Source organism: Kribbella sp. NPDC023972 (assembly GCF_040639075.1).
In the GTDB taxonomy this organism is placed as follows: Bacteria; Actinomycetota; Actinomycetes; order Propionibacteriales; family Kribbellaceae; genus Kribbella.
On record NZ_JBEZZH010000002.1, the window covers coordinates 691,461 to 713,221 of the forward strand.

20 protein-coding genes and 1 pseudogene are annotated in these 21,761 nt (G+C 68.3%); 12 read left to right on the plus strand and 9 right to left on the minus strand.

Features of this window, described 5'->3' with window-relative positions; translation table 11 throughout:
• Window positions 1-53: 53 nt before the first annotated feature.
• Both AB0F43_RS12455 and AB0F43_RS12460 read right to left on the minus strand, forming a co-directional pair.
• A complete protein-coding gene (locus tag AB0F43_RS12455) occupies window positions 54-1,790 on the minus strand; it encodes an ABC transporter ATP-binding protein (protein ID WP_360474278.1) in 1,737 nt (578 codons plus the stop codon).
• The gene (locus AB0F43_RS12460) at window positions 1,787-2,752 is read right to left on the minus strand and encodes an alpha/beta hydrolase (RefSeq protein WP_360474280.1); all 966 of its coding nucleotides are present in this window, start codon (window positions 2,750-2,752) and stop codon (window positions 1,787-1,789) included. Before AB0F43_RS12460 ends, AB0F43_RS12455 begins: the two co-directional genes overlap by 4 nt.
• A gap of 72 nt (window positions 2,753-2,824) precedes the next feature.
• Here AB0F43_RS12460 and AB0F43_RS12465 point away from each other — a divergent pair, with 72 nt between their 5' ends.
• Window positions 2,825-3,388: a TetR/AcrR family transcriptional regulator gene (locus AB0F43_RS12465; protein WP_360474282.1), complete on the plus strand. Its 564-nt coding sequence runs from the start codon at window positions 2,825-2,827 to the stop codon at window positions 3,386-3,388.
• Window positions 3,389-3,502: 114 nt separating this feature from the next.
• The gene (locus tag AB0F43_RS12470) at window positions 3,503-6,388 is read left to right on the plus strand and encodes a S8 family serine peptidase (protein WP_360474284.1); all 2,886 of its coding nucleotides are present in this window, start codon (window positions 3,503-3,505) and stop codon (window positions 6,386-6,388) included.
• 45 nt (window positions 6,389-6,433) lie between these two features.
• Here AB0F43_RS12470 and AB0F43_RS12475 read toward each other — a convergent pair whose 3' ends face one another.
• A complete protein-coding gene (locus tag AB0F43_RS12475) occupies window positions 6,434-7,432 on the minus strand; it encodes a TerC/Alx family metal homeostasis membrane protein (RefSeq protein ID WP_360474286.1) in 999 nt (332 codons plus the stop codon).
• A gap of 435 nt (window positions 7,433-7,867) precedes the next feature.
• Here AB0F43_RS12475 and AB0F43_RS12480 point away from each other — a divergent pair, with 435 nt between their 5' ends.
• Genes AB0F43_RS12480 through AB0F43_RS12505 form a run of 6 tightly spaced genes read left to right on the plus strand, consistent with a single transcriptional unit; the run spans window position 7,868 to window position 13,677 of the window.
• Window positions 7,868-9,502, plus strand: coding sequence for a substrate-binding domain-containing protein (locus AB0F43_RS12480; RefSeq protein ID WP_360474288.1), 1,635 nt, complete (start codon window positions 7,868-7,870; stop codon window positions 9,500-9,502).
• A 3-nt stretch (window positions 9,503-9,505) separates the two neighbouring features.
• Entirely contained in the window at window positions 9,506-10,459 is a 954-nt protein-coding gene (locus AB0F43_RS12485) for an ABC transporter permease subunit (RefSeq protein ID WP_360474290.1), read from the plus strand.
• Window positions 10,456-11,331 (plus strand): carbohydrate ABC transporter permease, encoded by an 876-nt coding sequence (locus tag AB0F43_RS12490; protein WP_360474292.1) that lies wholly within the window; start codon window positions 10,456-10,458, stop codon window positions 11,329-11,331. Before AB0F43_RS12485 ends, AB0F43_RS12490 begins: the two co-directional genes overlap by 4 nt.
• A 22-nt stretch (window positions 11,332-11,353) precedes the next feature.
• Window positions 11,354-12,394 (plus strand): LacI family DNA-binding transcriptional regulator, encoded by a 1,041-nt coding sequence (locus AB0F43_RS12495; protein WP_360474294.1) that lies wholly within the window; start codon window positions 11,354-11,356, stop codon window positions 12,392-12,394.
• Window positions 12,375-13,124: an aminoglycoside 3'-phosphotransferase gene (locus AB0F43_RS12500; RefSeq protein WP_360474296.1), complete on the plus strand. Its 750-nt coding sequence runs from the start codon at window positions 12,375-12,377 to the stop codon at window positions 13,122-13,124. Before AB0F43_RS12495 ends, AB0F43_RS12500 begins: the two co-directional genes overlap by 20 nt.
• A 19-nt stretch (window positions 13,125-13,143) precedes the next feature.
• Window positions 13,144-13,677 carry a molybdenum cofactor biosysynthesis protein gene (locus AB0F43_RS12505; RefSeq protein WP_360474298.1) on the plus strand — a complete coding sequence of 178 codons (534 nt, stop codon included), beginning with the start codon at window positions 13,144-13,146 and terminating at the stop codon, window positions 13,675-13,677.
• A 31-nt stretch (window positions 13,678-13,708) separates the two neighbouring features.
• Here AB0F43_RS12505 and AB0F43_RS12510 read toward each other — a convergent pair whose 3' ends face one another.
• Window positions 13,709-13,984 carry a hypothetical protein gene (locus AB0F43_RS12510; protein WP_360474300.1) on the minus strand — a complete coding sequence of 92 codons (276 nt, stop codon included), beginning with the start codon at window positions 13,982-13,984 and terminating at the stop codon, window positions 13,709-13,711.
• Between AB0F43_RS12510 and AB0F43_RS12515 the strand changes: the two genes are divergently transcribed.
• Complete coding sequence (locus AB0F43_RS12515; RefSeq protein ID WP_360474302.1) at window positions 13,983-14,477, plus strand: class E sortase; 495 nt, start codon at window positions 13,983-13,985, stop codon at window positions 14,475-14,477. The genes AB0F43_RS12510 and AB0F43_RS12515 overlap by 2 nt on opposite strands.
• A gap of 85 nt (window positions 14,478-14,562) precedes the next feature.
• Here the strand turns inward: AB0F43_RS12515 and AB0F43_RS12520 are convergent, their stop codons facing one another.
• The 3 genes from AB0F43_RS12520 to AB0F43_RS12530 all read right to left on the minus strand — a co-directional run bounded on the left by AB0F43_RS12520 (window position 14,563) and on the right by AB0F43_RS12530 (window position 16,865).
• Window positions 14,563-15,738: an FAD-dependent monooxygenase gene (locus AB0F43_RS12520; RefSeq protein ID WP_360474304.1), complete on the minus strand. Its 1,176-nt coding sequence runs from the start codon at window positions 15,736-15,738 to the stop codon at window positions 14,563-14,565.
• Window positions 15,735-16,295: a TetR/AcrR family transcriptional regulator gene (locus AB0F43_RS12525; protein WP_360474306.1), complete on the minus strand. Its 561-nt coding sequence runs from the start codon at window positions 16,293-16,295 to the stop codon at window positions 15,735-15,737. Before AB0F43_RS12525 ends, AB0F43_RS12520 begins: the two co-directional genes overlap by 4 nt.
• Before the next feature lie 147 nt (window positions 16,296-16,442).
• Window positions 16,443-16,865, minus strand: coding sequence for a hypothetical protein (locus tag AB0F43_RS12530; protein WP_360474308.1), 423 nt, complete (start codon window positions 16,863-16,865; stop codon window positions 16,443-16,445).
• A gap of 213 nt (window positions 16,866-17,078) precedes the next feature.
• Between AB0F43_RS12530 and AB0F43_RS12535 the strand changes: the two are divergent.
• A pseudogene (locus tag AB0F43_RS12535) lies at window positions 17,079-17,222 on the plus strand (hypothetical protein); the annotation flags it as partial.
• Window positions 17,223-17,648: 426 nt separating this feature from the next.
• On the opposite strand, the gene AB0F43_RS12540 reads toward AB0F43_RS12535, so the two are convergent.
• Window positions 17,649-18,152: a DUF2199 domain-containing protein gene (locus tag AB0F43_RS12540; RefSeq protein WP_360474310.1), complete on the minus strand. Its 504-nt coding sequence runs from the start codon at window positions 18,150-18,152 to the stop codon at window positions 17,649-17,651.
• A gap of 229 nt (window positions 18,153-18,381) precedes the next feature.
• Here AB0F43_RS12540 and AB0F43_RS12545 point away from each other — a divergent pair, with 229 nt between their 5' ends.
• Together AB0F43_RS12545 and AB0F43_RS12550 are read left to right on the plus strand one after the other, a co-directional pair.
• Complete coding sequence (locus tag AB0F43_RS12545; protein WP_360474312.1) at window positions 18,382-19,575, plus strand: neutral zinc metallopeptidase; 1,194 nt, start codon at window positions 18,382-18,384, stop codon at window positions 19,573-19,575.
• A gap of 30 nt (window positions 19,576-19,605) precedes the next feature.
• Window positions 19,606-20,985 (plus strand): neutral zinc metallopeptidase, encoded by a 1,380-nt coding sequence (locus AB0F43_RS12550; RefSeq protein WP_360474314.1) that lies wholly within the window; start codon window positions 19,606-19,608, stop codon window positions 20,983-20,985.
• 55 nt (window positions 20,986-21,040) lie between these two features.
• On the opposite strand, the gene AB0F43_RS12555 is transcribed toward AB0F43_RS12550, so the two are convergent.
• Window positions 21,041-21,526: a GNAT family N-acetyltransferase gene (locus AB0F43_RS12555; protein ID WP_360474316.1), complete on the minus strand. Its 486-nt coding sequence runs from the start codon at window positions 21,524-21,526 to the stop codon at window positions 21,041-21,043.
• Window positions 21,527-21,761 lie beyond the last annotated feature (235 nt).

Sequence of the window (21,761 nt, forward strand, 5' to 3'; positions counted from 1 at the left end):
GCGACGAATGGGCGGGGCATACTCGTGTCCCAGCACGCGCAGCAACAGGCGAATCATCCGGGCAGACCTCCGAGTGAGTGGGATCGCCAGAACGCGGCGAACTTCCCGTTCTGTGCCAGCAGTTCGGCGGGTTTGCCGCGCTCCACGATCGACCCGTTCTCCAGCAGTACGACGGTGTCGGCGTCGGCGACCGTCTCCAGTCGGTGGGCGATCACGAGGATGGTTCGATCGCCAAGCGTCGCAAGAGCCCGGCGTACGGCGTGTTCCGTCTGCGGATCAGCGAAGGCGGTCGCCTCGTCGAGGACCAGAACGGGCGTGTCCGCAAGCAGGGCGCGAGCGAGCGAGATCCGCTGTGCCTCGCCACCCGACAGCCCGGCGTCCGTACCGAGCACCGAGTCGTAGCCGCGCGGCAGCTCGAGGATTCGGTCGTGGATGTTGGCGAGCTGGGCGGCGCGCACCACCTCGTCGCGGCCGGCCCGCGGTACCGCGAGCGCGATGTTGTCGGCGATCGATGCGCGCAGCAGGCGGACGTCCTGGAAGACGAAGGACACCATCCGGTACAGGTCCCGGCTGCTGAGCTCACGCAGATCGACACCGCCGAGGACGACCGATCCGTGGGTTGGGTCGAAGAACCGCGGCAACAGCTGGACCAGCGTGGACTTCCCACTGCCCGACGGCCCGACGAGTGCGGTGACGGTCCCCGGCTCGAGCACCAGGTCGACCCCACGCAGCACTTCGTGAGAGGTGTCGTATCCGAAGCGCACGTCGCGGAGTTCCACCCGATGTCCGTCCGGTGCGATCGGGTGCGTCGGCTCCGGCAGTGACTGCACCTGGAGCACGTCCCGGATCCGCCCGACCGCACGCCGCGCGGCCTGCATTTCGTCGAAGCCGTGGCCGAGCGCCGCCACCGGAGCGGTCAGGCCCAGGCCCAGCAACAGGAAGGGCACCAGGTCGGACGGCGGCATGCCGGCGCTGGTGATCAGCACCGCACCACCGATCAGTACGACGAGCAGCACGAACGGCGGCGACAGCGCCAGCTGCATCCCGGCGGCGATCCCGGACAGGCCGCGTACCCATTGAAGGAAGGTGTGGACGAAATCGTCCACCGCCGTACGGAACCTGTGGTGTGCGCGCCCGGCTCCGCCGTACGCCTTGACCACCGAGATCCCCTCGACGAACTCGACGGCCGAGGTGGCGATCCGCCCCATCGCCGCGTCGAACTCTTCCTGCTCGCGTAGCCGGGCCGGCCGCATCATCAGCGGAACGAGCGCCACCGCCAGCAGCACCGGGATCAGCGTGATGAGCGTGAGCCGCCAGTCGACGGTGAACAAGTAGACCAGCGACACCAGCGGCACCACGAAGGCGGCGACGAGCTCGCCTGGCGTGTGGGCGATGAACGGGTGTACGGCGCTCACGTCGTCGCCGACCACCTTGGCCAGTTCGCCGGTACGACGCTGGGAGAACCAGCCGATCGGGACGCGCCCCAGCCGCGCGGCCAGCTGGCGACGGAACGACAGTTGCACCTGATCGTCGAGCAGGTGCCCGATGCCGGCGGATGCGCCGGTGCAGAGCAACCGGACCAGAAGGCCGCCCGCGCCCACGATCACGACGGTCCAGCCATGATCGTGATCGATGGCGCCGGACGACAACAGCGTCCGGCCCAGCTCGACGACTGCCAGGAAAGGTGCCAGGCCGGCGACAGCGCCGATGACCTGCAGGATCACCACGGCGCCGAATCGGCCCAGGAACGGGCGCAGCAATTGCGCCGGTGCTGAAGTAGAGCTGGTCATAGCCGACCGCGGAGGAAGTCGGTGATCTGCGCGCGGGCGGCTTTGGCCTGCGGCACCAGTCCCGGCATGCTGAGGAACGCGTGTCCCGCTCCGGGGTGTTCCCGTAGTTGCACGGGCGTCCCCGCCTCACGCAGGCGAGCGGCGTACGCGCGTCCGTGATCGGCGACCGGGTCGAGTTCCGGCACCACGACGAGCGCCGGTGGCAGCCCGCTCAGGTCGTCGGCGTACAGCGGAGACACTGCCCGAGCATCCGTTCCGTCCGGTACGGCGAGCCGCCTGAACAGCTCCATCCGCGTCACGGTCAGGGTCGGGCTGGTGGCGTGTTCAGTCATTGAGTCGTAGTTCAGCGCCGTCGAGGTCAGGTCGATGCAAGGATTGACCAGGACCTGTGCCCGCAGCAGCCGGCCCGACTCCCTGGCCCGGATCGCGGCCAGGGCGGCGATCAGCCCACCGGCACTCTCGCCGACGAGGGCCACCCTCGCAGGGTCGACTCCCCAGTCCGAAAAGTTCTGAACCACGTGGCGCAGTACGTCCCAGCCGTCGTCGACAGCCGCCGACATCGGGGTTCTCGCGTCGACCAAGCGATGCTCGACCGACACGACGACCACTTGCAACTGTGCGGCCAAATGACTGTTCACCCAGTCGCACTGCACCGCCGTACCCATGAATCCGCCGCCATGGACGTGCAGCACGAGAGGCAGGGGACCCGAGACCGACGGCCGACACACCCGGACCGGTACGACGCGGTCGGGCAGCTCCACCTGTTGCCAGCCGATGGTCGCCGCACGGTCCGGGAAGCCGGTGATGACCCGCGCCAAACCGGAAGCCAGCTTGCGATGCTGCGCGTCCCGGAAGGCGACCAGCGCCTCGTCCGACATCGCCGAGAAGTCCGGCTCCTTGCGCAGCGCGTGCAGCAGCCGGACGCCCAGCGGCGGTTGCTGCACAGCGGTGGCCTCACCCACGTCTGCTCCTCAGGGGTTTTCGCTACTAGAAGTATCGATACCGAAAGTAGCATAACTCGTTAGAGTGTGACCATGGCCAGAGGAACCACCCCGACCAGAGCACCCGGCCGCCCGCGCTCCAGCGTCGACGCCGAGGTGTTCGCGGCGACGCTGAGCACGGTCCATGAGCTCGGCTACACCCGCGCGACCGTCGACCGGATCGCCGCCGCGGCCGGCGTCGCGAAGACGACGATCTACCGGCGCTGGCCGTCCAAGGGTGCGCTGATCACCGCCTGCCTGGTCGACGCTTTCGGCCCGCTGCCACTGAAGGAAGGCGACAGCCGGGCGGAGATCATGGCCACGGCCATTCGGTACGCGGCGGCCAAGATCGGCGAGCCCGGCATCGCCGCCGCTTTCGCCGGTGTGTTCACCGATGCCATCGGGGATCCCGGCCTGCGCGAGATCCTGTCCACCCAGTTGCAGGACCCCTACCGAACCGTGCTCCAGGACGCCCTGGATGAACCCGAGCACCGGGTGCTCTTCTTCATCGACGTCGTCATCGGCACGCTCCTGCACCGCATGGGCATGACCGGCGAACCCATGGTCCCCACCGACGTCGACGCCCTGGTCGAGATGATCCTCCGCGAACTCGGCTAGCCGGCGACACTTCAGCGGCGGGTGTAACGACTGGGGTGGATCAAACGATCTACTCGTCGGGCCGCTTTCTGCGGCCCGTTCTCCGCCCAGCTGAGGCTCTTGGGGGTCCCCTTGTTGTCCCGTTCTGCCCGTTTGCTGCGCCTGGTCGTGCCCGCGGCCCTGGTGGCAGGCGGCTTGGTTGCCGTGACCGGTTCGTCCGGTTCCGCCGCCGAGCCCGGTCCCTACCGCCCGAAGTTCACCGCGCATCACCAGACCGCGACAGCGGAGTACGAGCCGAACGCGGTGATGGTGAAGTTCAAGAAGAAGGCCACCACCTCGGCCCGTAAGGCCGCGGTGTCGAAGTTCGGCGCGACCGCCGAGCAGTCGGTCACCTCGAGTTTCGTGCGGCTCACCGGCCCGGTGTCCGCGCCGGACCTGCTCAAGAAGGTCAAGGCCGACCCGACCGTCGAGCTGGCCTCGCTGAACTACAAACGCCGGATCTCGGCCGTCCCGAACGACGAGTGGTACGTCGAAGACCAGCAGGCGCCCCTGAACACGGTCCGCGTCCCGCAGGCCTGGGACCTGTCCAAGACGACCGGCAACCAGATCGTCGCGGTCCTCGATACCGGCGTCGACGCCGGACACCCGGACCTGGTCGGACGCCTGGTGCCCGGGTACAACGCGACCTCGCCGAACCGCGGCCCGATCGACGACAACGGCCACGGCACCATGACGCTGGGCATCATCGCGGCAGCGGCCAACAACGCCATCGGTGTCGCCGGTGTCGGCTGGGCTGCGAAGGCCATGCCGGTCAAGGTCCTGGCCTCCGACGGCGCCGGGTACGACGTGGACATCGCCGAGGGCATCAGGTGGGCGGCCGACCACGGCGCCAAGGTGATCAACATGTCGCTCGGTGGCCCCGAGGACAACCCAGTCCTCCACGACGCGGTCAAGTACGCGGTCTCCAAGGGCGCGGTCGTCGTCGCCGCGGCCGGCAACGACGGCAACGACGTGGTCCAGTTCCCGGCGTCGTATGCCGAGGTGATCGCGGTCGGCGCCACCAACGCCGGCGGCGCGCTCACCAGCTTCAGCTCGTACGGCGACTGGGTCGACCTCGCCGCCCCGGGCTGGGACATCCTCAGCACCGGAGTCCGGTCGATGACACCAGCCGGCTACGAGCCATATTGGTACTGCACCGGCACCTCCTGCTCGGCCCCGATCGTGGCGGGCGTGGCCGCCCTGGTGAAGAACAAGTGGCCGACGTTCACCCCGGCCCAGGTCGCCCAGCGACTGAAGCTGCTTTCCCGTGACGCCGGACCGCGCGGCATCGACCCGTACTACGGGGCCGGCATCGTCGACGCGTACGCGGCCCTCGGCGGCAAGTGGACCACCGACTTCCCGGTCAACCCGCCGGACGGCAACGACCAGCCCTCGCGTGCGACCAAGGTGGCGGCTCCTGCCTGGGGGCAAGGGATCGAGATCCCGGCGGTGATCAGCACCGAGGGGGAGTCCGACTGGTACGTCGTCGACTGGGGAACGCCGACGGGCTTCCAGGCGTGGGCGACAGGCCCGGTGTACGACGACAGGCAGTACGCGGCGAACTTCGGTCCCGTGATCGATGTGTACGACGCGGACATGAAGCCGATGAAGCACGGCGAGAAGCCGTACCCGACGGAGATCGATCCGGCGACCGGCGAGCCGAAGGCCATCCCGCTCTTCGCGGCCGTCGACGTCGGAGCGAACTCGAGCAAGAGCTACATCAGGGTCCGCAACGCGAACGGATCGCGGGACACGCGGCCCTACACGCTGACTGTCTTCGCGCAAGGCGCCGGTGGTGGCCCAGACGCCCAGATCTATCCGGTCTCCGACGTGTTGCCGGCCGATTTGTCCGCGGGTGCGCCGCTCACCGTGCAGCCGACGGTGACCTTCGCGCTGGACGTGACGGCGAGTACCGTCACCGCGAGCACGGTTCGGTTGTTCAATGGCAGGACCGGTGCCGCCGTACGAGCCGGCCTGACCTACGATCCGGCGACCCGCAAGGCGACCCTCGCGCCAGCCACGCCCCTGCTCGAGGCCACGCCGTACAGGATCGTCGTCGCAGGTGTGCGGCAGGACTGGCGCACGCTGGCGCCGATCAGTTCGGTGTTCAGCACGGTCGATCTGGCGCCGCAGCCGGTCGGTTCGTTCGACGCGACGGGTTCGTACCTGGCTGCGAACCTCTCGTGGACGATTCCGGCGACCCCGGACCTCGATCAGGTGATTGTGCGGCGCAACGTCGGGAGTACGGCGCCGACGTTGACGACGGGGACGCTGGTGTACGCGGGTACGGCGTCCGCGGTGAAGGCGACCGGGCTTGCGCAGGGGACGACGTACACGTTCGCGGCCTGGGTCAAGGACCGCAGCGGCAAGGTCGGTCCGGCGGCCGTCACCCGGCTGCTCGGGATGAAGTCGGGAATTGCGACGACGTCGACGTTGGTCAACTACGGCGGGTCGATCACGATCAAGGGCAGCACGCTGCGGATCGACAACAAGGCGTACGCCGGTCTGCCGGTCAACGTCTATGTGCGGCCGAAGAACGTGTCGACGTTCAAGTTGCTGGCGGCGCTGAAGACGTCGTCGACCGGGACAGTGTCGGTGGCTCACAAGCCGGCGGTGTCCTCTGTGTACATGCTGACGTTCCCCGGCAACGCGGACCTGATGGGCACCCGGACGGCGGACATCACCGTGAACGTCGCGCCGACGATCTCCTCGGTGCTGTCGCCGACCTCGATCCGGCTGGGCGGCACGACCGCGCTGTCCGGGTACGTCGCGCCCGCGCACGGCGGGAAGCTGGTGTACCTCCAGCTGTACTCGAACAAGACGTGGAGGTCGATCGCCTCGGCCAAGCTCAGCACCTCGGGGAAGTATGCCTTCGGCGTCAGGCCGGCGGCCCGGGGCAGCTACGCCTACCGGGCCTGGTTCCCGGGCGACGCGGACCACGCGCAGGCAGTCTCGCCGTACCGCATCGTGACGGTCAGCTGATCGACGGAACGCCCCCGGCAAGTCCTTGGCCGGGGGCGTACTCGCTCAATCCTCCGGATCTTCCCGGTGGCCGTGGAGGGAGCCGGCGTGGGCTTTGGCGGTGGGATCGTGGCGGGTCTTGATCAGGCTGGCGATGACGACGATGGTCAGGATGGCGATGATGACGCCGAGGCTGATCGCGGTCGGGACCTCGGGGATGCGCCCGTCGATGTTGACGTGGGCCCAGTGCAGGATCAGCTTGACGCCGATGAAGGCGAGGATGACGGCCAGCCCGGCGGACAGGTAGACCAGGCGGTCCAGTAGGCCCTTGACCAGGAAGAACAGGGCGCGCAACCCGAGCAGCGCGAAGGCGTTCGCGGCGAACACGATGTACGCCTCCTCGGTGACCCCGAAGACCGCGGGGATCGAGTCCAGGGCGAACAGCAGGTCGACACCGCCGATCGCGACCAGGACGACGAACAGCGGGGTGACGACCTTCTGGCCGTCGATCCGGGCGATGAGCTTGCCGCCGACGTAGTCGTCGCTCACCGGCAGCACCCGGCGCGCGGTTTCCACGATCACGTTGTTCTCGACGTCGGGATCCTCGTTGCGATGCCGGAACAGCTGCACCGCCGTGTACAGCAGCAGCAGCCCGAACAGCAGGAACATGAACGAGAACAGCGACAGCAGCGTCGCCCCGAGCGCGATGAAGATCGCCCGCATCACCAGCGCCAGCACGATGCCGAAGGTCAGCACCTTGTGCTGGTGCTCCTCGGGTACGGCGAACGTGGTCATGATGATGACGAACACGAACAGGTTGTCGACCGACAAGCTCTTCTCGACGATGTAGCCGGCGAAGTACTCGGCGCCGAAGTCACCGCCGTGCGCGGTCATGAACCAGACACCGAACGCGATCGCCACCAGGACGTAGAAAATCGACCAGGCGGCCGCCTCCCGGAACCCGACCCGGTGCGGCCGGACCGCCGCGATCACCAGGTCCACAGCCAGCAGTACGACGATCAGGGCGATGGTGACGGCCCAGGTCAGGCCATTGATCTCGAGCACTCATCCTCCGGCTGTTGACGGCAACCATCTGGCCCCGAGCGTACCGAGTGCCCCGGGGACTTGCCGGTCTCTTTCCACAACGTTGACCAGCTCGTCCGGCGGCCCGGGCCGGGGCGGCCGCCGTACGACGCCACCCGAGAGCAGTTGATCGAGAGGTGTGGGAGAGCAACTGGTTCGGCTCGACCCGCACGCCCATGTCGATGCCCTACGCAAGAAACGGAACTACCGCTTCAGACTGACAGAGAAGGTCGTCGTCGGCGCCCGCCTGAGGCCGCGGTAAACCGGCCGGGTCTGTTGCCCTTCGCAAGTTTCAGATCGGCCGGCCGCCGGCTCATTTTGTGCTGATGTCTTGCATCCGGAGCAGGGCGGGGTTTACGGTCCAGGTTAACGTTTAAGTGTGCAGTAGTGAGCACTTGTTCATGACTTGGAGCAACTATGATCAGTCGGCGGCGATTCCTGCAGGTTGGCGGTGCCGTGACCGGAGCGGCGCTCGCCGGGCCCACGCTCGCGGCCTGCGGCGACGGCGGTACGGCGAACGGTGGGGCGAAGGCCTCGAGTGAGCTGACTCTGCCGACGTACAAGCCGTTCGAGGGCCTCCGGCCCGACCTGCCCGGCGCCGAGTCGGGCCTGGAACCGGGGTTCCTGCAGTTCCCGCCGGACGCGATCTCGAGTGTGAAGGCACCGCCGCTGAAGAACGCGGTGAGCGCGCTGACCGAGACGTTCGCGACGCCACCGCCGCCGATGGGCAGCAACCCGATGTGGCAGTCGCTGAACCAGGCGCTCGGTGCCGAGCTGCGGCTCACCATCGGCACCGATCCCGGCTACCCGGAGAAGTTCGCCACCCTGCTGGCCAGCGACTCGCTGCCGGATCTGATGTGGCTGCCGCCGAACCAGGGCATCCCGAACATCGGCCCGATGCTGGAGGCCAAGTTCCAGGACCTGACGAAGTACCTGTCCGGCGACGCCGTACTGGAGTATCCGAACCTGGCCGCGCTGAAGCCCGCGTCCTGGCGGACAGCGGTGGTGAACGGGAAGATCTGGGGCGCCCCGATCCCGTCGACACCGTTCGGCCAGGTGATGATGGGCAACCCGCGGACCTGGCAGAAGGTCGGCGGGTTGCAGTGCACCAGTGCCGACGAGTTCTTTGCCAAGTGCAAGGAACTGACCAACGGCACCGACTACGCGCTCGAGCCGGCCATCATCAACATGCTGCACATGTTCGGCGAGTGGTTCGGTGCCCCGAACGGCTGGCGGGTGAACCAGGACCGCTCGCTCACCCACCTGTACGAGACCGACAACTACAAGGCCGCGGTCGAGTACGCCGCCAAGCTCTGGGCCGCCAAGGTGTTCTACCCCGACCTCAACCTGGCCGACGCCACCCCGAAGACCGTGAACGGCCAGATCGCCGCCCAGGTCGTGGTCGGCCCGCGGGCGACGGCCGACTTCCGGGCCCTCGACCCGACGCTTTTCGTCGACACGCTGATCCCGTTCGGCCACGACGGGAAGGCCAAGCCGGTCTACGACATGGGTTACGGCACGGTCGGGTTCACGCCGTTCAAGAAGACCGACGAGGGCCGGATCCGCGAGCTGCTCGCGCTCGTCGACTACCTGTCCGCGCCGTTCGGCACCAAGGAGTACCTGCAGAAGAACTTCGGCGTCCTGGGCCAGCAGTACCAGCTGGACGCCCGGAAGAACCCGGTGCTCACGAAGGCCGGCACGCAGCAGGCTCCCGGGCTGGTCAGTGCCCTGCAGATCATGACGTCACCGGAGAGCGTGATCTTCAACCCGGCGTTCCCTGAAGACACCAAGAAGATCTACGCCACCGAGCAGAAGCTGCTCGAGTTCGCGATGCGCAACCCGACCGCGGGCACGTACTCCGACACGTCCAGCAAGGTCGGCCCGAAGCTGACCGCGGCCTTTCGGGACACGATCGTCGACATCGTCACCGGCCGGCAGAAGATGACGGCGTACGACGAGGCACTCAAGCGATGGAAGAGCGGCGGCGGCGACAAGATGCGTGGTGAGTTCGAGTCCGTGCTGCCGTCGAATGTGCCGGTCACGGGGTCCTGACAGATGCTGAAGAAGGCAGTCACCCGGCGGCAGGTCAGCAGCGGCCTGCCGTTCGCGGTGCGGTGGCGGCGGGACTGGCAGATGGTGCTGCTGATGGTCCCGGGAGTGGTCTTCCTGCTGGTGTTCTTCTACCTGCCGGTGCTCGGGAACGTGGTCGCGTTCCAGGACTTCCAGCCGTACCTCGGCATCATGCACAGCGAGTGGAACGGGCTGCGGAACTTCGTCAACCTGTACGGCAACCCGGACTTCTGGGACGCGTTGCGGAACACGCTGATCCTGGCCGGCGTGCAGCTGCTGCTGTTCTTCCCCATCCCGCTGGCGCTGGCGCTGATCGTCGACTCGCTGGTCAGCAACCGGCTCCGGCGCTGGTTCCAGACCATCGCGTACCTGCCGCACTTCCTGTCGTGGGTGCTCGTGATCACGCTGTTCCAGCAGTCGCTCGGCGGCGCGGGGTTCGTCAACAACCTGCTCCGGCAGGCCGGGCTGGACCCGATCCCGTTCATGACGAACCCGGACACCTTCCCGTTGCTGGTGGTCGCGCAGCTGATCTGGAAGGACGCCGGCTGGGCGATGATCATCTTCCTCGCCGCACTCACCGCGGTCGACGTCTCCCTCTACGAGGCCGCAGCGGCGGACGGCGCCGGCCGGTGGCGGCGGCTCTGGCACATCACGCTGCCGTCGATGCGGACCGTGATCGTGCTGCTGCTGATCCTGCGGATCGGCGACATCCTGAGCGTCGGGTTCGAGCAGTTCATCCTGCAGCGCGACTCGGTCGGTCCGGGTGCGGCCGAAGTACTGGACACCTTCACGTACTACGCGGGTGTCGTCGGCGGCGACTGGAGCAGCGGTGCGGCGGCCGGCCTGGCGAAGGGCGTGGTCGGAGCCCTGCTGCTGTGGGGTGCCAACTCGCTCGCTCATCGGCTCGGTGAGCCGGGAATCTTTCAGAGGCGCGGATGAGACCGATCTGGAAAGAGAAGCCGTCGCCGTTCTACCAATCGATCAAAGGCGTTGTGCTCGGCGGGTTCGCGCTAGTGATCGTGGTCCCGATCATGGTGGTGATCTCGACGTCACTGGCCAGCGACCAGGACATCATCGACGCCGGCGGGTACGTGCTGTGGCCGTCGCATCCGACGCTGAAGGCGTACGAGACGTTGTTCAGCGGCGGGTTGATGGGCCGGGCGATCCTGGTCAGCGTGTTCGTGACAGTCGTCGGTACGGCGATCGCCCTCGCGGTCACGATCGCGCTGGCCTACGCGACATCGCGGCCGGTGTTGTTCGGGCGGCCGGTGCTGTTGATGGTGTTGTTCACGTTGCTGTTCGCGCCGGGGATCATCCCGATGTTCCTGGTGGTCAAGCAGCTCGGTCTGCTCGACAGCCTGTGGTCGCTGATCCTGCCGGGTGCGCTCGGCGCGTTCAACTTCGTCGTACTGCGGACGTTCTTCATGAACGTGCCGGGTGAGCTGCTGGAGAGTGCGCGGATCGACGGGGCGAGCGACTTCACCATCCTGCGGCGGATCGTGATGCCGTTGTCGAAGGCGGTGATCGCGGTGGTCGGCCTGTTCTACGCGGTCGGGTTCTGGAACGCGTTCTTCAACGCGCTGCTGTATCTGAACGACACGTCGAAGTGGCCGGTCCAGGTGATCCTGCGGACGTACGTGCTGCAGGGCAAGTCACTGTCCGCGGACCAGCTCGGGGTGGAACCCCTGCCCCAGCCGCAGTCGCTGCAGATGGCGGTCGTGGTGGTCGCGCTGGTGCCTATCGCGCTGGTGTACCCGTTCCTGCAGCGGCACTTCACCAAGGGCGTCATCACCGGTGCGGTCAAGGGCTGACGACGTCTGCCAGAATCGATACATGTCGATGGGGCAACGACCTGCGGCCGACCGCTCTCCCGCTGCGGGGGACCGGCCGACGCTGCGGATGGTCGCGGCCGAGGCCGGGGTGTCGGTGGCGACCGTGTCGTACGTGCTGTCCGGCCGGCATCGCAGCCACACCATCAAGGACTCGACGGCGGACCGAGTGCGCGAGGCGGCGGCCAGGCTCGGCTACCGGCGGAACGACGCGGCCCGGGCGATCCGCACCGGCAAGTCCGACCTCGTCCTGCTCTCGCTCAGCGTGCTCGCCGACCCGTGGTCGCAGGCCGTCGCCGAGACGGTCAGCGCGGCGGTCAGCCCGCTGGGCAAGACGGCGTTGATCGTGGCCGACGGAGACTGGCGGACAGTGTTGTCGAACCGGACGCCGGACGTGATCTTCATCGACAGCGTCAGCCCGGATCCGGCGCAGATCGCGGAGCTGGAGGCGTTCGCCGCCCAAGGCGTGCAGATCGTGGCCTTCAGCGAGACGCTCGAGCCGCGGGGCTTCGACGTGATCCGGTCGGGTGCCGAGCCGCGCTGTCACCTGGCCGTCGAGCACCTGCTCGAGCATCACTCGCGGGTCGGGGCGTTGACCTCGCGTACGTCGGGATTCGCCCGGTTCGACGCGTACGTCAACACGATGCGGTCCGCCGGCCGGCCGATCCGGGACGAGGACATCGAGATCTTCGAGCGTCATCCGGAGGGCGCCTACCGGGCCGCGATGGCGTTGCTGACCAAGCCGGACCGCCCGACCGCGATCTACTGCACGACGGACTTCGCGGCGATCGCGGCGGTCCGGGCTGCACATCGGCTGCGGATCGACGTACCCCGGGATCTCGCCGTGGTCGGCGTCGGCAACACGCCCGAGGGCGAGCACCTCGACCCGTCGCTGTCGACGGTCGGCCCGGTCGGTTTCAACGAAGCCCTGGCGCGCATCATCGTCGGCCGCCTGACCGATCGCGAAGGCGCTCCCGGCGAGGTCTTCGACTTCCCCTGGCAACTGATCATCCGGGAGTCCTCGCGTGTTCCAGCTGACGGGTGACGACTGGGAGCCGGTGACGGTCGGGGAGTCCGACACCTCGGTGTACCGGCGGGGCGATGTGTTCGCGAAGTGCTGTGCCCCGGATGGTGTGCCGGAGCTGGCCGGCGAGCGCGATCGGGTGGAGTGGCTGGCAGGCACGAGCTTGCCCGGGGCAACGGTTCTGGACTGGCTCGAGTCGCCGCACGGCGCCTGCCTGATGACGACAGCGGTGCCTGGTATCCCCGGTACGGAGCTCCCTGAACCCGCGCGCTCCAAGGCGATGCACAGCCTCGGTAGGACCCTGCGGGACCTGCACGAACTGACGGATTGCCCGTTCGAAAGACCCTTGGAGTCTGTGATCGCCACAGCGGAGGACGTCGTACGACGCGGCGCGGTCAATCCAGACTTCCTCACCGACGAGTGGCGCTTGCTGGATCCTTCGGAGCTATTGGCCCGCGTGCTCGCCGAGCGCCCCTCCATCGAGAGGGGTCTTGAGCTCGTGGTCTGCCATGGTGACGCCTGCCTGCCCAACGTCTTCTTCGATCCGTCGACGCTGGAGGTGACCGGGCTGATCGACGTCGGTCGCCTCGGCGTCGCCGATCGCTACTCCGACCTTGCCCTCACCACCATCCAGGTCCACGACGAGTGGTCCGCCGATCCGGGGCCATTCCTGGCGGCGTACGGCGTACCGGATCCTGATCAGCGGCGGCTGGAGTTCTACCGCCTGCTGGATCCGCTCACCTGGGGATGACGCCCGTACTGTTGATCAGGTGAGCATTCCGGTGGAGATCGTCGCGCTGATGGTCTCGCCCATCCACGCGTACGAGGGGCGGCCGCAGGATGGGCCGCGGCCGGATCCGGCGCCGGTGGGGCGGGCGGAGGTGGAGGTGCGCGCGCGGCTGGGGATCGTGGGGGATCGGTACTTCGGCCAGACGGCGCACCGGAACGCGGCCGTCACCTTCCTGGACGCTGCCGCACTCGAGTCGCTGCCGTGGCTTCCCGTAGCCCCGGATCCCTTGCTCCTCCGCCGCAACATCGCGCTGCGCGGCTACGCCGTCGACACCCTCGCCTCCCACCGCGGTCCGGACGGGACCCGCATCCCGGGCCGTCGCTTCTCCCTCGACTCCGGCTCCGGTCCGGTCGAATTCCAGGCCAACCGGCCGGCGAACCCGTGTGCCTGGATGGACACCGTGCTCGGACCCGGCGCCTTCAAAGGCCTGCGCGGCCACGGCGGTATCCGGACCACGCCACTGACCTCCGGCTTTCTGAAAGTGGGTCCGGCGACGCTCACCCTGCACGACTGACTGGTTTTCGGGCGGCTTTCGGTGCGTGGGATTACCTTCGAGGGGTGGGGCGGTGGATGGTTGGTGCGGTTGTGGCGGCGGCTGGGCTGGTCGGGTGTGCTGACGTGGCAGGCCCGGCGGGTGAGACGTCGAGCCGCGTGACGCCCAGTGCTTCCAGTGCAACCCCGAGTACGCCGACCACCGTGCCGTCTCCCACCACCGTGCCGACTTCGCCCACCGCCGTGCCGTCTTCGCCCACCGCCAAGCCCTCGACGCCGCGGACGCCCAGCCCGACGGCGACCCGCCCGACCACGACTGTCGCGAGCATGACGATTCCGGCGATCGGCGTACGGCGGCTCCGCGTGGTCCCGTACAAAGGAACGGCCGACGACCGCCCTGGCACTGTCATCCAAGACCGCGGCGTCGCAGCCAGCCCGCGCGGAAGGGCCGGCGGCGTGGGCCCGGGTGAGATCGGCAACTACATCATCACCGCGCACCGCACCACGCACGGCCGCCCGTTCGGCCGGGTCCCCGAACTGAAGAACGGCGACCACGTCCTGGTGACCGCCAACGGCAAGATCTACGACTATGTGATCACCCGGACCATGACGATCTCCTTCCGCAAGCCCGCCGAGAAGGCCCAGCAGAACGCCGCCGTCCCCGGCCGCCCCGGCGTCACCCCCACCCAGGCGATGATCACCCTCTCCACCTGCGCCACCCTCGAAGACCATGCCGCCGGCAACTACTGGAGCGACGCCCTGGGCAACCCCGAACACCGCATCAACAAAATCGGCACCCTGACCTCCACCCGCCCCGCCTGACGGCGGACCCCGCTGGCGGGTTATTTGATAGCTGGCGGGTTGCAACGTGCTACCGATGACATAACCCGCCAGCCACGCGGGAGGGTTAGGGGTGGGATGGGTGGAGGGTTTGGATGAGGGTGGTGGGTTTGCCGGCTATTGCGGTGGGGGTGAGGCGGTTGAGGAGGGGGAGGCGGAGAAGGTGTAGAGCCAGTCGGCGGGCGATCAGGGCAGGGGTGGAGCGCGGGAGGAACCAGTGTGCGGCTGAGCGGCCGACGCGTTGTTTGGATTCGACCTCCGGGCGCCACAGCCGCTCGTACTCGGACAGTGCGGCATCGATCGACGCGGCCTGGGTGAGCCGGTCGGCGAGGACGTAGGCGCCGGCGATACCGAGCGACGCCCCTTGGCCGGCCAGCAGTGATACGGCGTACGCCGCATCGCCGAGCAGGACGACACGTCCTTTGCTCCACGTCGGCAGCACGATCTGCGCCACCTGGTCGTAGTAGATCTCCTCCGGCGAAGGACACCGCTCGAGCGCCTCGGGCACCACCCAGCCCAACTCGCGGTACGCCGACCGGATCGCCGCGCGGGGATCGTCCGGCAGCGACGGGTCCGTCGTACGGTGCACCGCGAACGACGCCACCCGCCCGTCCCGCAGACCGTAGAAGCCGAACTGACTGCCGATCGTGTCGGTCAGGACGAAGCGACCGTTCACCGCCGCATGGATGTCCGGAGCGTCGAACGTGTAGGCGGCGGTGTGGAAACCCAGTCGGCGCAGGTACGACGACTCCGGCCCGAAGACCAGCCGCCGGACGGTGGAATGGATGCCGTCGGCACCTATCAGCAAGTCCGCCGTGAGCACCGACCCATCGGCGAGCTCGACCCGTACGCCGTCATCCAGCGGCGTGACGCTCTCCAGGGCGGCGTCGTACCGAAGGTCCACGCCGGCCGGCAGGTTCTCGCGGAGTACCCGCTCGAGATCCGGCCGCATCACGCTCACCAGCGCACCGTCGGCGAACTGCCGCAAGTTCATCCGGGCCCGGTGCCGCCCGTGGTTGTCGACCAGGGCGGCCTCGACCACGCGGTAGCCGACGTCCTGGAGTGCGGGGAGCAGGCCCATCGCCTCGATCGCGTCGTACCCGGGGCCGAAGAAGTCGAGCATGTAGCCCTGGGTCCGCGGGCTCGGCGTGCGTTCGACGACGATCACGTCGCACCCGTGGGCGGCCAGCAGGTTCGCGGCGGCCAGGCCGGCGATACCGGCTCCGCAGATGATCGCCCTCATGACTGCGTCACCAGCCGACGCAGGACGTCCGCCGTACCTTCGCCACTTGAGCCGAGGCCGCGGTGCAGCAGGATGCCGTCGATGGCGGCGGCGAGTACGGCGGCGGTCGCGGCCGGATCCGGGACCTGATGGATCGCGAGCCAGTCACCGACGCGCTGCCGGAAATCCGCGACGAGAGCGGCGAGTTGCTCGCGCAGGCGCTCGTCGCGGGTGGCGGCCAGGTAGGCCTCGACGAAGAGCAGGGAGAGCTGGTCGACGCCGGAGTGCTGCTCGATCGACCCGAGCATCGCGTCGATCGCCTCGGTCGGCGTACTGGCCGCGGTGAACTGCTCGTCGGTCGCGGCCAGCAGCTCCCGCATAGCGGTGACGGCGGCCTCGCTGAGCACCGCCTGCACCGACGGGAAGTGGTAGTGCACGACGCTCGGCGTGACTCCGGCACGGTCGGCCAGGACCCGCGTGCTGACCGCGGACCAGCCCCGCTCCGGGATCAGCTCCGCCGCCGCGGCCAGCAGCCGTTGTCTCACTTCCTGGCCGCGCACAGCAGCGGGGGACGGCATCGGTCTCACCTCCTGGGCAATCGCCCTGAACAGTTGTCCTGTACGATCGCCCTGATCTTAGAACGCACGTCGCCTCAGCGGCAACACCGGGTCTGGAAACAGGTGCCCTGGTCGACCGCGGCGCCCCGACCGTGGGTCCTCAGGCGACTACTTGCGGCCGAACTTCCACCACTTGGGCTTGTTGGCCTTGATCTCGTCCTCGGTCAGCGGCGGCGGGACCGGCGGGCGGGACTGCTCAGTGAGGAAGTTGCCGGACTCGGTGTCGTACGGCGTCACGCCGAGGCGGCGGCTGATCTCCATCACGATCGGGATCGAGCGCGGGCCGTCGTTCAGGTAGAAGGTGATGTCGCGGACCTCGACGCCCTTGCCGATCGTCATCTCGACGTCGAAGTCGTCGCTGCGCAGCGACAGCCAGGACGGCTTGCTCGCGTCCACATCGGGCACGATCTCACGAACCAGCGCCACCACGTCTTCCGACGTACCGACCGACGGTGGCTCGTAACCGTCCGGAATGTCGTCGAGGCGGCGTACGCCTCCCGGTCCTCGCATCGCGTACACAGCCCAGCTCATCCGCGTCCTCGCTTCGCTCCGGGCGCGGATGAGGCACCAATCACGCTGTGTCTGACGATGAACTCGCTTCGCTCGTTCATGGTCCCAGCATCCCCTACCCCGGTACGTCGGCGACAGTCAGGCCGCGGGTTTGCGCGCGGCGGGCAACGTGAACGTCAGGTACTCGCCCTGGTCGGCCTCGAGCATGTCGAGTGACGCGTCGCGGCTGCCGCGGTGGTCGGACACGGCCTGGCGTCGTACCCGTTCGATCGCGGATACGCATCCTGCCGCGGGGACGCGCGCCGCCTGGAGCAACCGGATGCGAGCGTCGACGTCACGCTTCTGCTCGGCCCGCTCTACCACCTGGTCGAGGCCGCCGATCGAGCCCAGGCCCTGTCCGAGGCGGCGCGTGTGACCCGTCCCGGTGGTCTGGTGGTTGCCGCGGGCCTCAACCGGTACGCCGGCCTGCTCGAGCTCGGCAGCAGCGGCGCGCTCACCGGGGCCAACGAGCAGGAGTGTGTCGAGGTCTTCGAGACCGGCCGGAACCACGACGACCCCAACGGCTTCACCAACGCCTACTTCCACCACGCCGACGAGCTGACCGCCGAGTTCGCGGCCGCCGGCCTGGCCGACCTCGAAACCCTCGGCGTGGAAGGCCCGGCCACCACCGTCCTCCACCTGGCCACTCCGGAGCAGGTCGACGCCCTCCTGCCCTCAGCCCTCCGCCTGGCCCGTCTCCTCGAAGCCGGCCCCGCCTCATCTCCGCCAGCTTCCACTTCCTCACCCGCGGCACGGTCAGATGAGTCAGCGGTCGGGATGGAGGGCCTGCTCGGCGATCTGCTGGACTCGGGCTCGGGTGATGCCGTGGCGTTGTTCGACTGCCAAGGGGTGGTCGGTCGGCTCGAGCTCGATGGACGGGCGTTCGCCGACCGGCCGGCTGTGGAGGTTTGTTTTCAGGTTGAGGGTGGTCGGCTCGTAGTCCAGCACGGTGGACAGCCAGCCGAAGTACGGCTCGTCGTGTTCGCGGCCGTCGGCGTGCCACCGGTCGGAGATCTGCTGGAAGCTCTGCCCGCTGAGTGACACCCAGACACCCCAGGCGAACGTCTCGCCGGTGTCGATCACCGGCAGCTCGATCAGTCCGCGGACGAAGAAGTGCTCACCGTGGATCACGCACTGGTCCGACGTCAGCTCGCAGCCCGGCGCTCCAGCCAGCTCTGGCTGCCAGTACGCCGGAGCCTCGACGTGGAACGCCATCGGCAGCTCCGGATGGGCGTCACCACAGCACGAACACACGAACCCCAGATCCATGCGCGCACCCTAGAGGAACCGAGCCCATCCGGTCTTCCTCGGTGATTGTTACTCGGAGTAAGTCCGGCGGACGGGGGTAGCGAAACGATGACAAAAGCGGCAATCCGGTATCCGTGGCGGGGGTGAACGGCTTAGCATCTTGCGGCGGTTCCGGGCGGGGTCCCCGGCCGCGATTCAGCTGAGTGGGTGGGGACCGGCGCGGGCCGGTACTGGGGAGAAGCGGGGAACCATGGCGGACAAGCCGGCGCCGAAGCCTGGCCATTTCCTGCCCGGAGGCGCGGGCGCGGACGGCTCCGAGAATGGCGGATCCACGCCCGGATCGTCCCCGCTCTCCGCGCCGACGCCACGACTGGGGGCGGACACACCGGCCGGGCCGCCGCAGCTGTCCGGGTCCCGGATCGAGCCCGGGCGATCGCTGCAGCTCTCCGGCACCCGGTTCGGCCCGCCACCGCCCGACGATCCGGCGGCCGCGGCCTTCCGAGCCGTCTACGCCCCCGAGCCGATCCCGTTCGTACCGAAGCAACGGGCGAAGGCGCTGATCGCCTCCGTCGTGGTCGCCGTACTCCTCGTCGTCGGCGGGGGAGTCGCCCTCGGCGCGAAGTTGCTCCCCTCCTTCGACGACTTCGTCGCCGACCCTCTCGGTACGCCGTCCTACCACCCGTCCGGCGTACCGGAACCGACACCGACCGCGAAGCCGACCCCGGATCTCGTCGTGCAGAAGGAGAATCCCCTCTACACGACTGGTCCGCTGGCCACGGTGAAATGCCAGGAGCCGGCGTACCGGCCGACCTCCAAGGAGAACGTCCGCTCGTACTACCAGGCCCTGATCGCCTGTATGGACAAGGCGTGGGCACCGCTCGTCACCGAGGCCGGGTTCGAGTTCCGCTCGCCGCGGCTGATCGTGTTCGACGAGGGCGAGGAGACGGCGTGCGGCATCCAGAAGGAGGTCTCGTCGTACTGCGCCGACGAACAGGGCGGCAGCGTCACGATGCCGTGGCAGAAGCTGACCGAGGAGTACCCGGAACACAAGGCGACCAGCCGGGTCGACATGGCCCAGTCACTCGGCTTCGCGTACGGCGCGCACCTGCAGAACCTGGCCGGGATCTTCGACGCGACCAAGAACCTCCGGGACACCGAGCCGACCGAGGCGGCGCGACTGGAAATGGACCGGCGGCAAGCGCTGCAGGCGAACTGCCTGTCGGCCGCGTTCTTCGGCGCGGTCAAGGCGAGCTTCCCACTGCGCGGTGAACTGTTGAGCCAGTGGACCCTGCTGATCCGGCGCAGCGGCGACGAGCACACGACCGACAAGATCCGCGATCACGGATCGGCGAAGAGTCTGGCGCTGTGGATGAACCAGGGCTTTGCCAGCACCGATCCGGGCACCTGCAACACTTTCGTGGCAGCATCCGCCAAGGTCGGCTGACGAAACGAGAACGAGCGATGGGGACGAGCGATGCCTGAGGAGCACCCGGACACAGAGCCATCGTCCGCGGCCGGTGCCCCCGCGCCGGCCGATGCAGGTCGGGTCGTCGGGTCGGGTACCACGCCGAGCCGGGGTGGCTCGCCGAAGCCCGGGCATTTTCTGCCGGGAGGGGCCGGCGACATCCTGACCGAGGGTGATCGCGCGCGTGCCGCGGAGCGTCGGCAGTCGCTCGACCTGGGCAAGGCCCGCGCCCTGTCCGCGCCCCCCGACCCGGCCCTCCGGAAGAAGGCCCGCCCGCTCCCGCCGGATCCCGGCACCGAAACGGCCTTCGGCGCACCCCCGCCCGCGCCGTTGGCCGGCGCACCCGTCACCCCGTTGGCGGGCACCCGTCGTACCGGTCGTTCCGGTCCGGTCGGCTGGCACTCGCCGTCGTCCCGAACCGGAGCCGGTGGCCAGTTCTCCGCCGTACCGCCGCCGATCACCCCAGCCCGGCAGTACTCGAAAGCCGTCATCGCCGGCCTGTCCGCGTTCGCCCTGCTCCTGGTCACCGGCGGCAGCATCGCCGGCGTCAAGCTGATCAACTCCTACGACTCGGTCGACAGCCCGATGGCCCGCCCCACGGTGAAGAAGTCCCGGGAACCCCTGCCGATCCCGGCCGACCCCACCGTCACCGTCACCGTGCAGCCGGTCCCCGACCTGGAACGTCTCCGGGAGAACAAGCTGTACGCGGCCGGGAAGATCCCCGCCGTCAACTGCAAGGAACCGGCGATCAGGCCGAACTCCCAGTCCGCGATCCTGAACTACTACAAAGCCCTGCTGCCCTGCCTGAACAAGGCCTGGGCGCCGGTGGTGAAGAAGGCCGGGTACGAGTTCAGCCCGCCGAAGGTCGTCCTGCAGAGCAAGCAGGTGGCGGCGTCCACCTGCACCGGCGACGCGGAGACGGCGTACTACTGCCCGGCTGACCATGCCATCGCCATCGACTGGCAGGACGACCTCAAGAACTACAAGGAGGATCCGCTCGGTGCCCGGGTCTGGATGATGGACACGATGGCGCACGAGTACGGGCATCACGTGCAGGAGTTGACGCACATCCTCAACGCGGCGTGGTCGCGCAAGGGCTGGGCGAAGACGCAGGCCGAGAAGCTCGAGTGGTCACGCCGTACCGAACTGCAGGCGACCTGCCTGGGTGCCCTGTTCCTCGGCGCGAACAAGAAGTCGATGGGCTTCGCCGGCGAGAAGCTGGAGATGTGGGAATGGCAGACCCAGCACAGCGGTGACGAGTACAACCCGAAGAAGATCCCTGACCACGGTTCGCGGAAGAACCAGTGGCTGTGGGCCGGTCCCGCCTTCAAGTCCACCAACCTCGCCTCCTGCAACACCTACACCGCGGCGGCCAAGCGGGTCAGCTGAGCCTGAAGGTCACGTGAGCTTGACGATGGAGGTCGGGTGAGCTTGATGATGAAGGTCAGCTGAGTTTGAGTTTGAAGCCCTCGTGGGAGTTGGTGAAGCCGAGGCGTTCGTAGAACCGGTGGGCGTCGGTGCGGGCCTTGTCCGAGGTGAGCTGGACCAGCGTGCAGCCGCGGTTCCGCGACTCCTCGATGGCCCAGTCCATCAGCGTCGTACCGAGGCCTGAACCGCGGGCCGAGGCGGCGACCCGGACGGCTTCGACCAGGCCGCGGGTGGAACCCCTTCGGGACAGGCCGGGGATGATCGTGAGCTGGAGCGTGCCGATCAGCTCGTCGTTGCGTTCGGCAACGACGAGGACCTGGTTCGGATCGGCGTCGATGGCCTCGAAGGCGCGCAGGTACGGCGTCAGGTCGTCGACCGACTCGCGGACGGCACCGAGTTGGTCGTCGGCGATCATCGCGACGATCCCGGCGACGTCGCCGGCGGTGGCGCGCCGGATCACAGCGACCGGGGCGGTGGACTGGGCAGAGCTCTGATCGGACATACCTACAGGATCTCAACCACCTTGACCGGTTCAGCCTCCGGGGTAACCAGCAAAGGCGACGGACGATGATTGCCTTATGCAAAGACTTTACCTTGCAACCGTTGTTTTACATGCCTGAGACAACGGTTTGCGCGACGTTGCGCGGGGCACGAGGGATACTAGACACCACTGCATCCGCCCGTGCCGGGGTCGTGTGCGGTGTGGCGCGACAGCGGATGCGGGCCCAGTCCGGAAG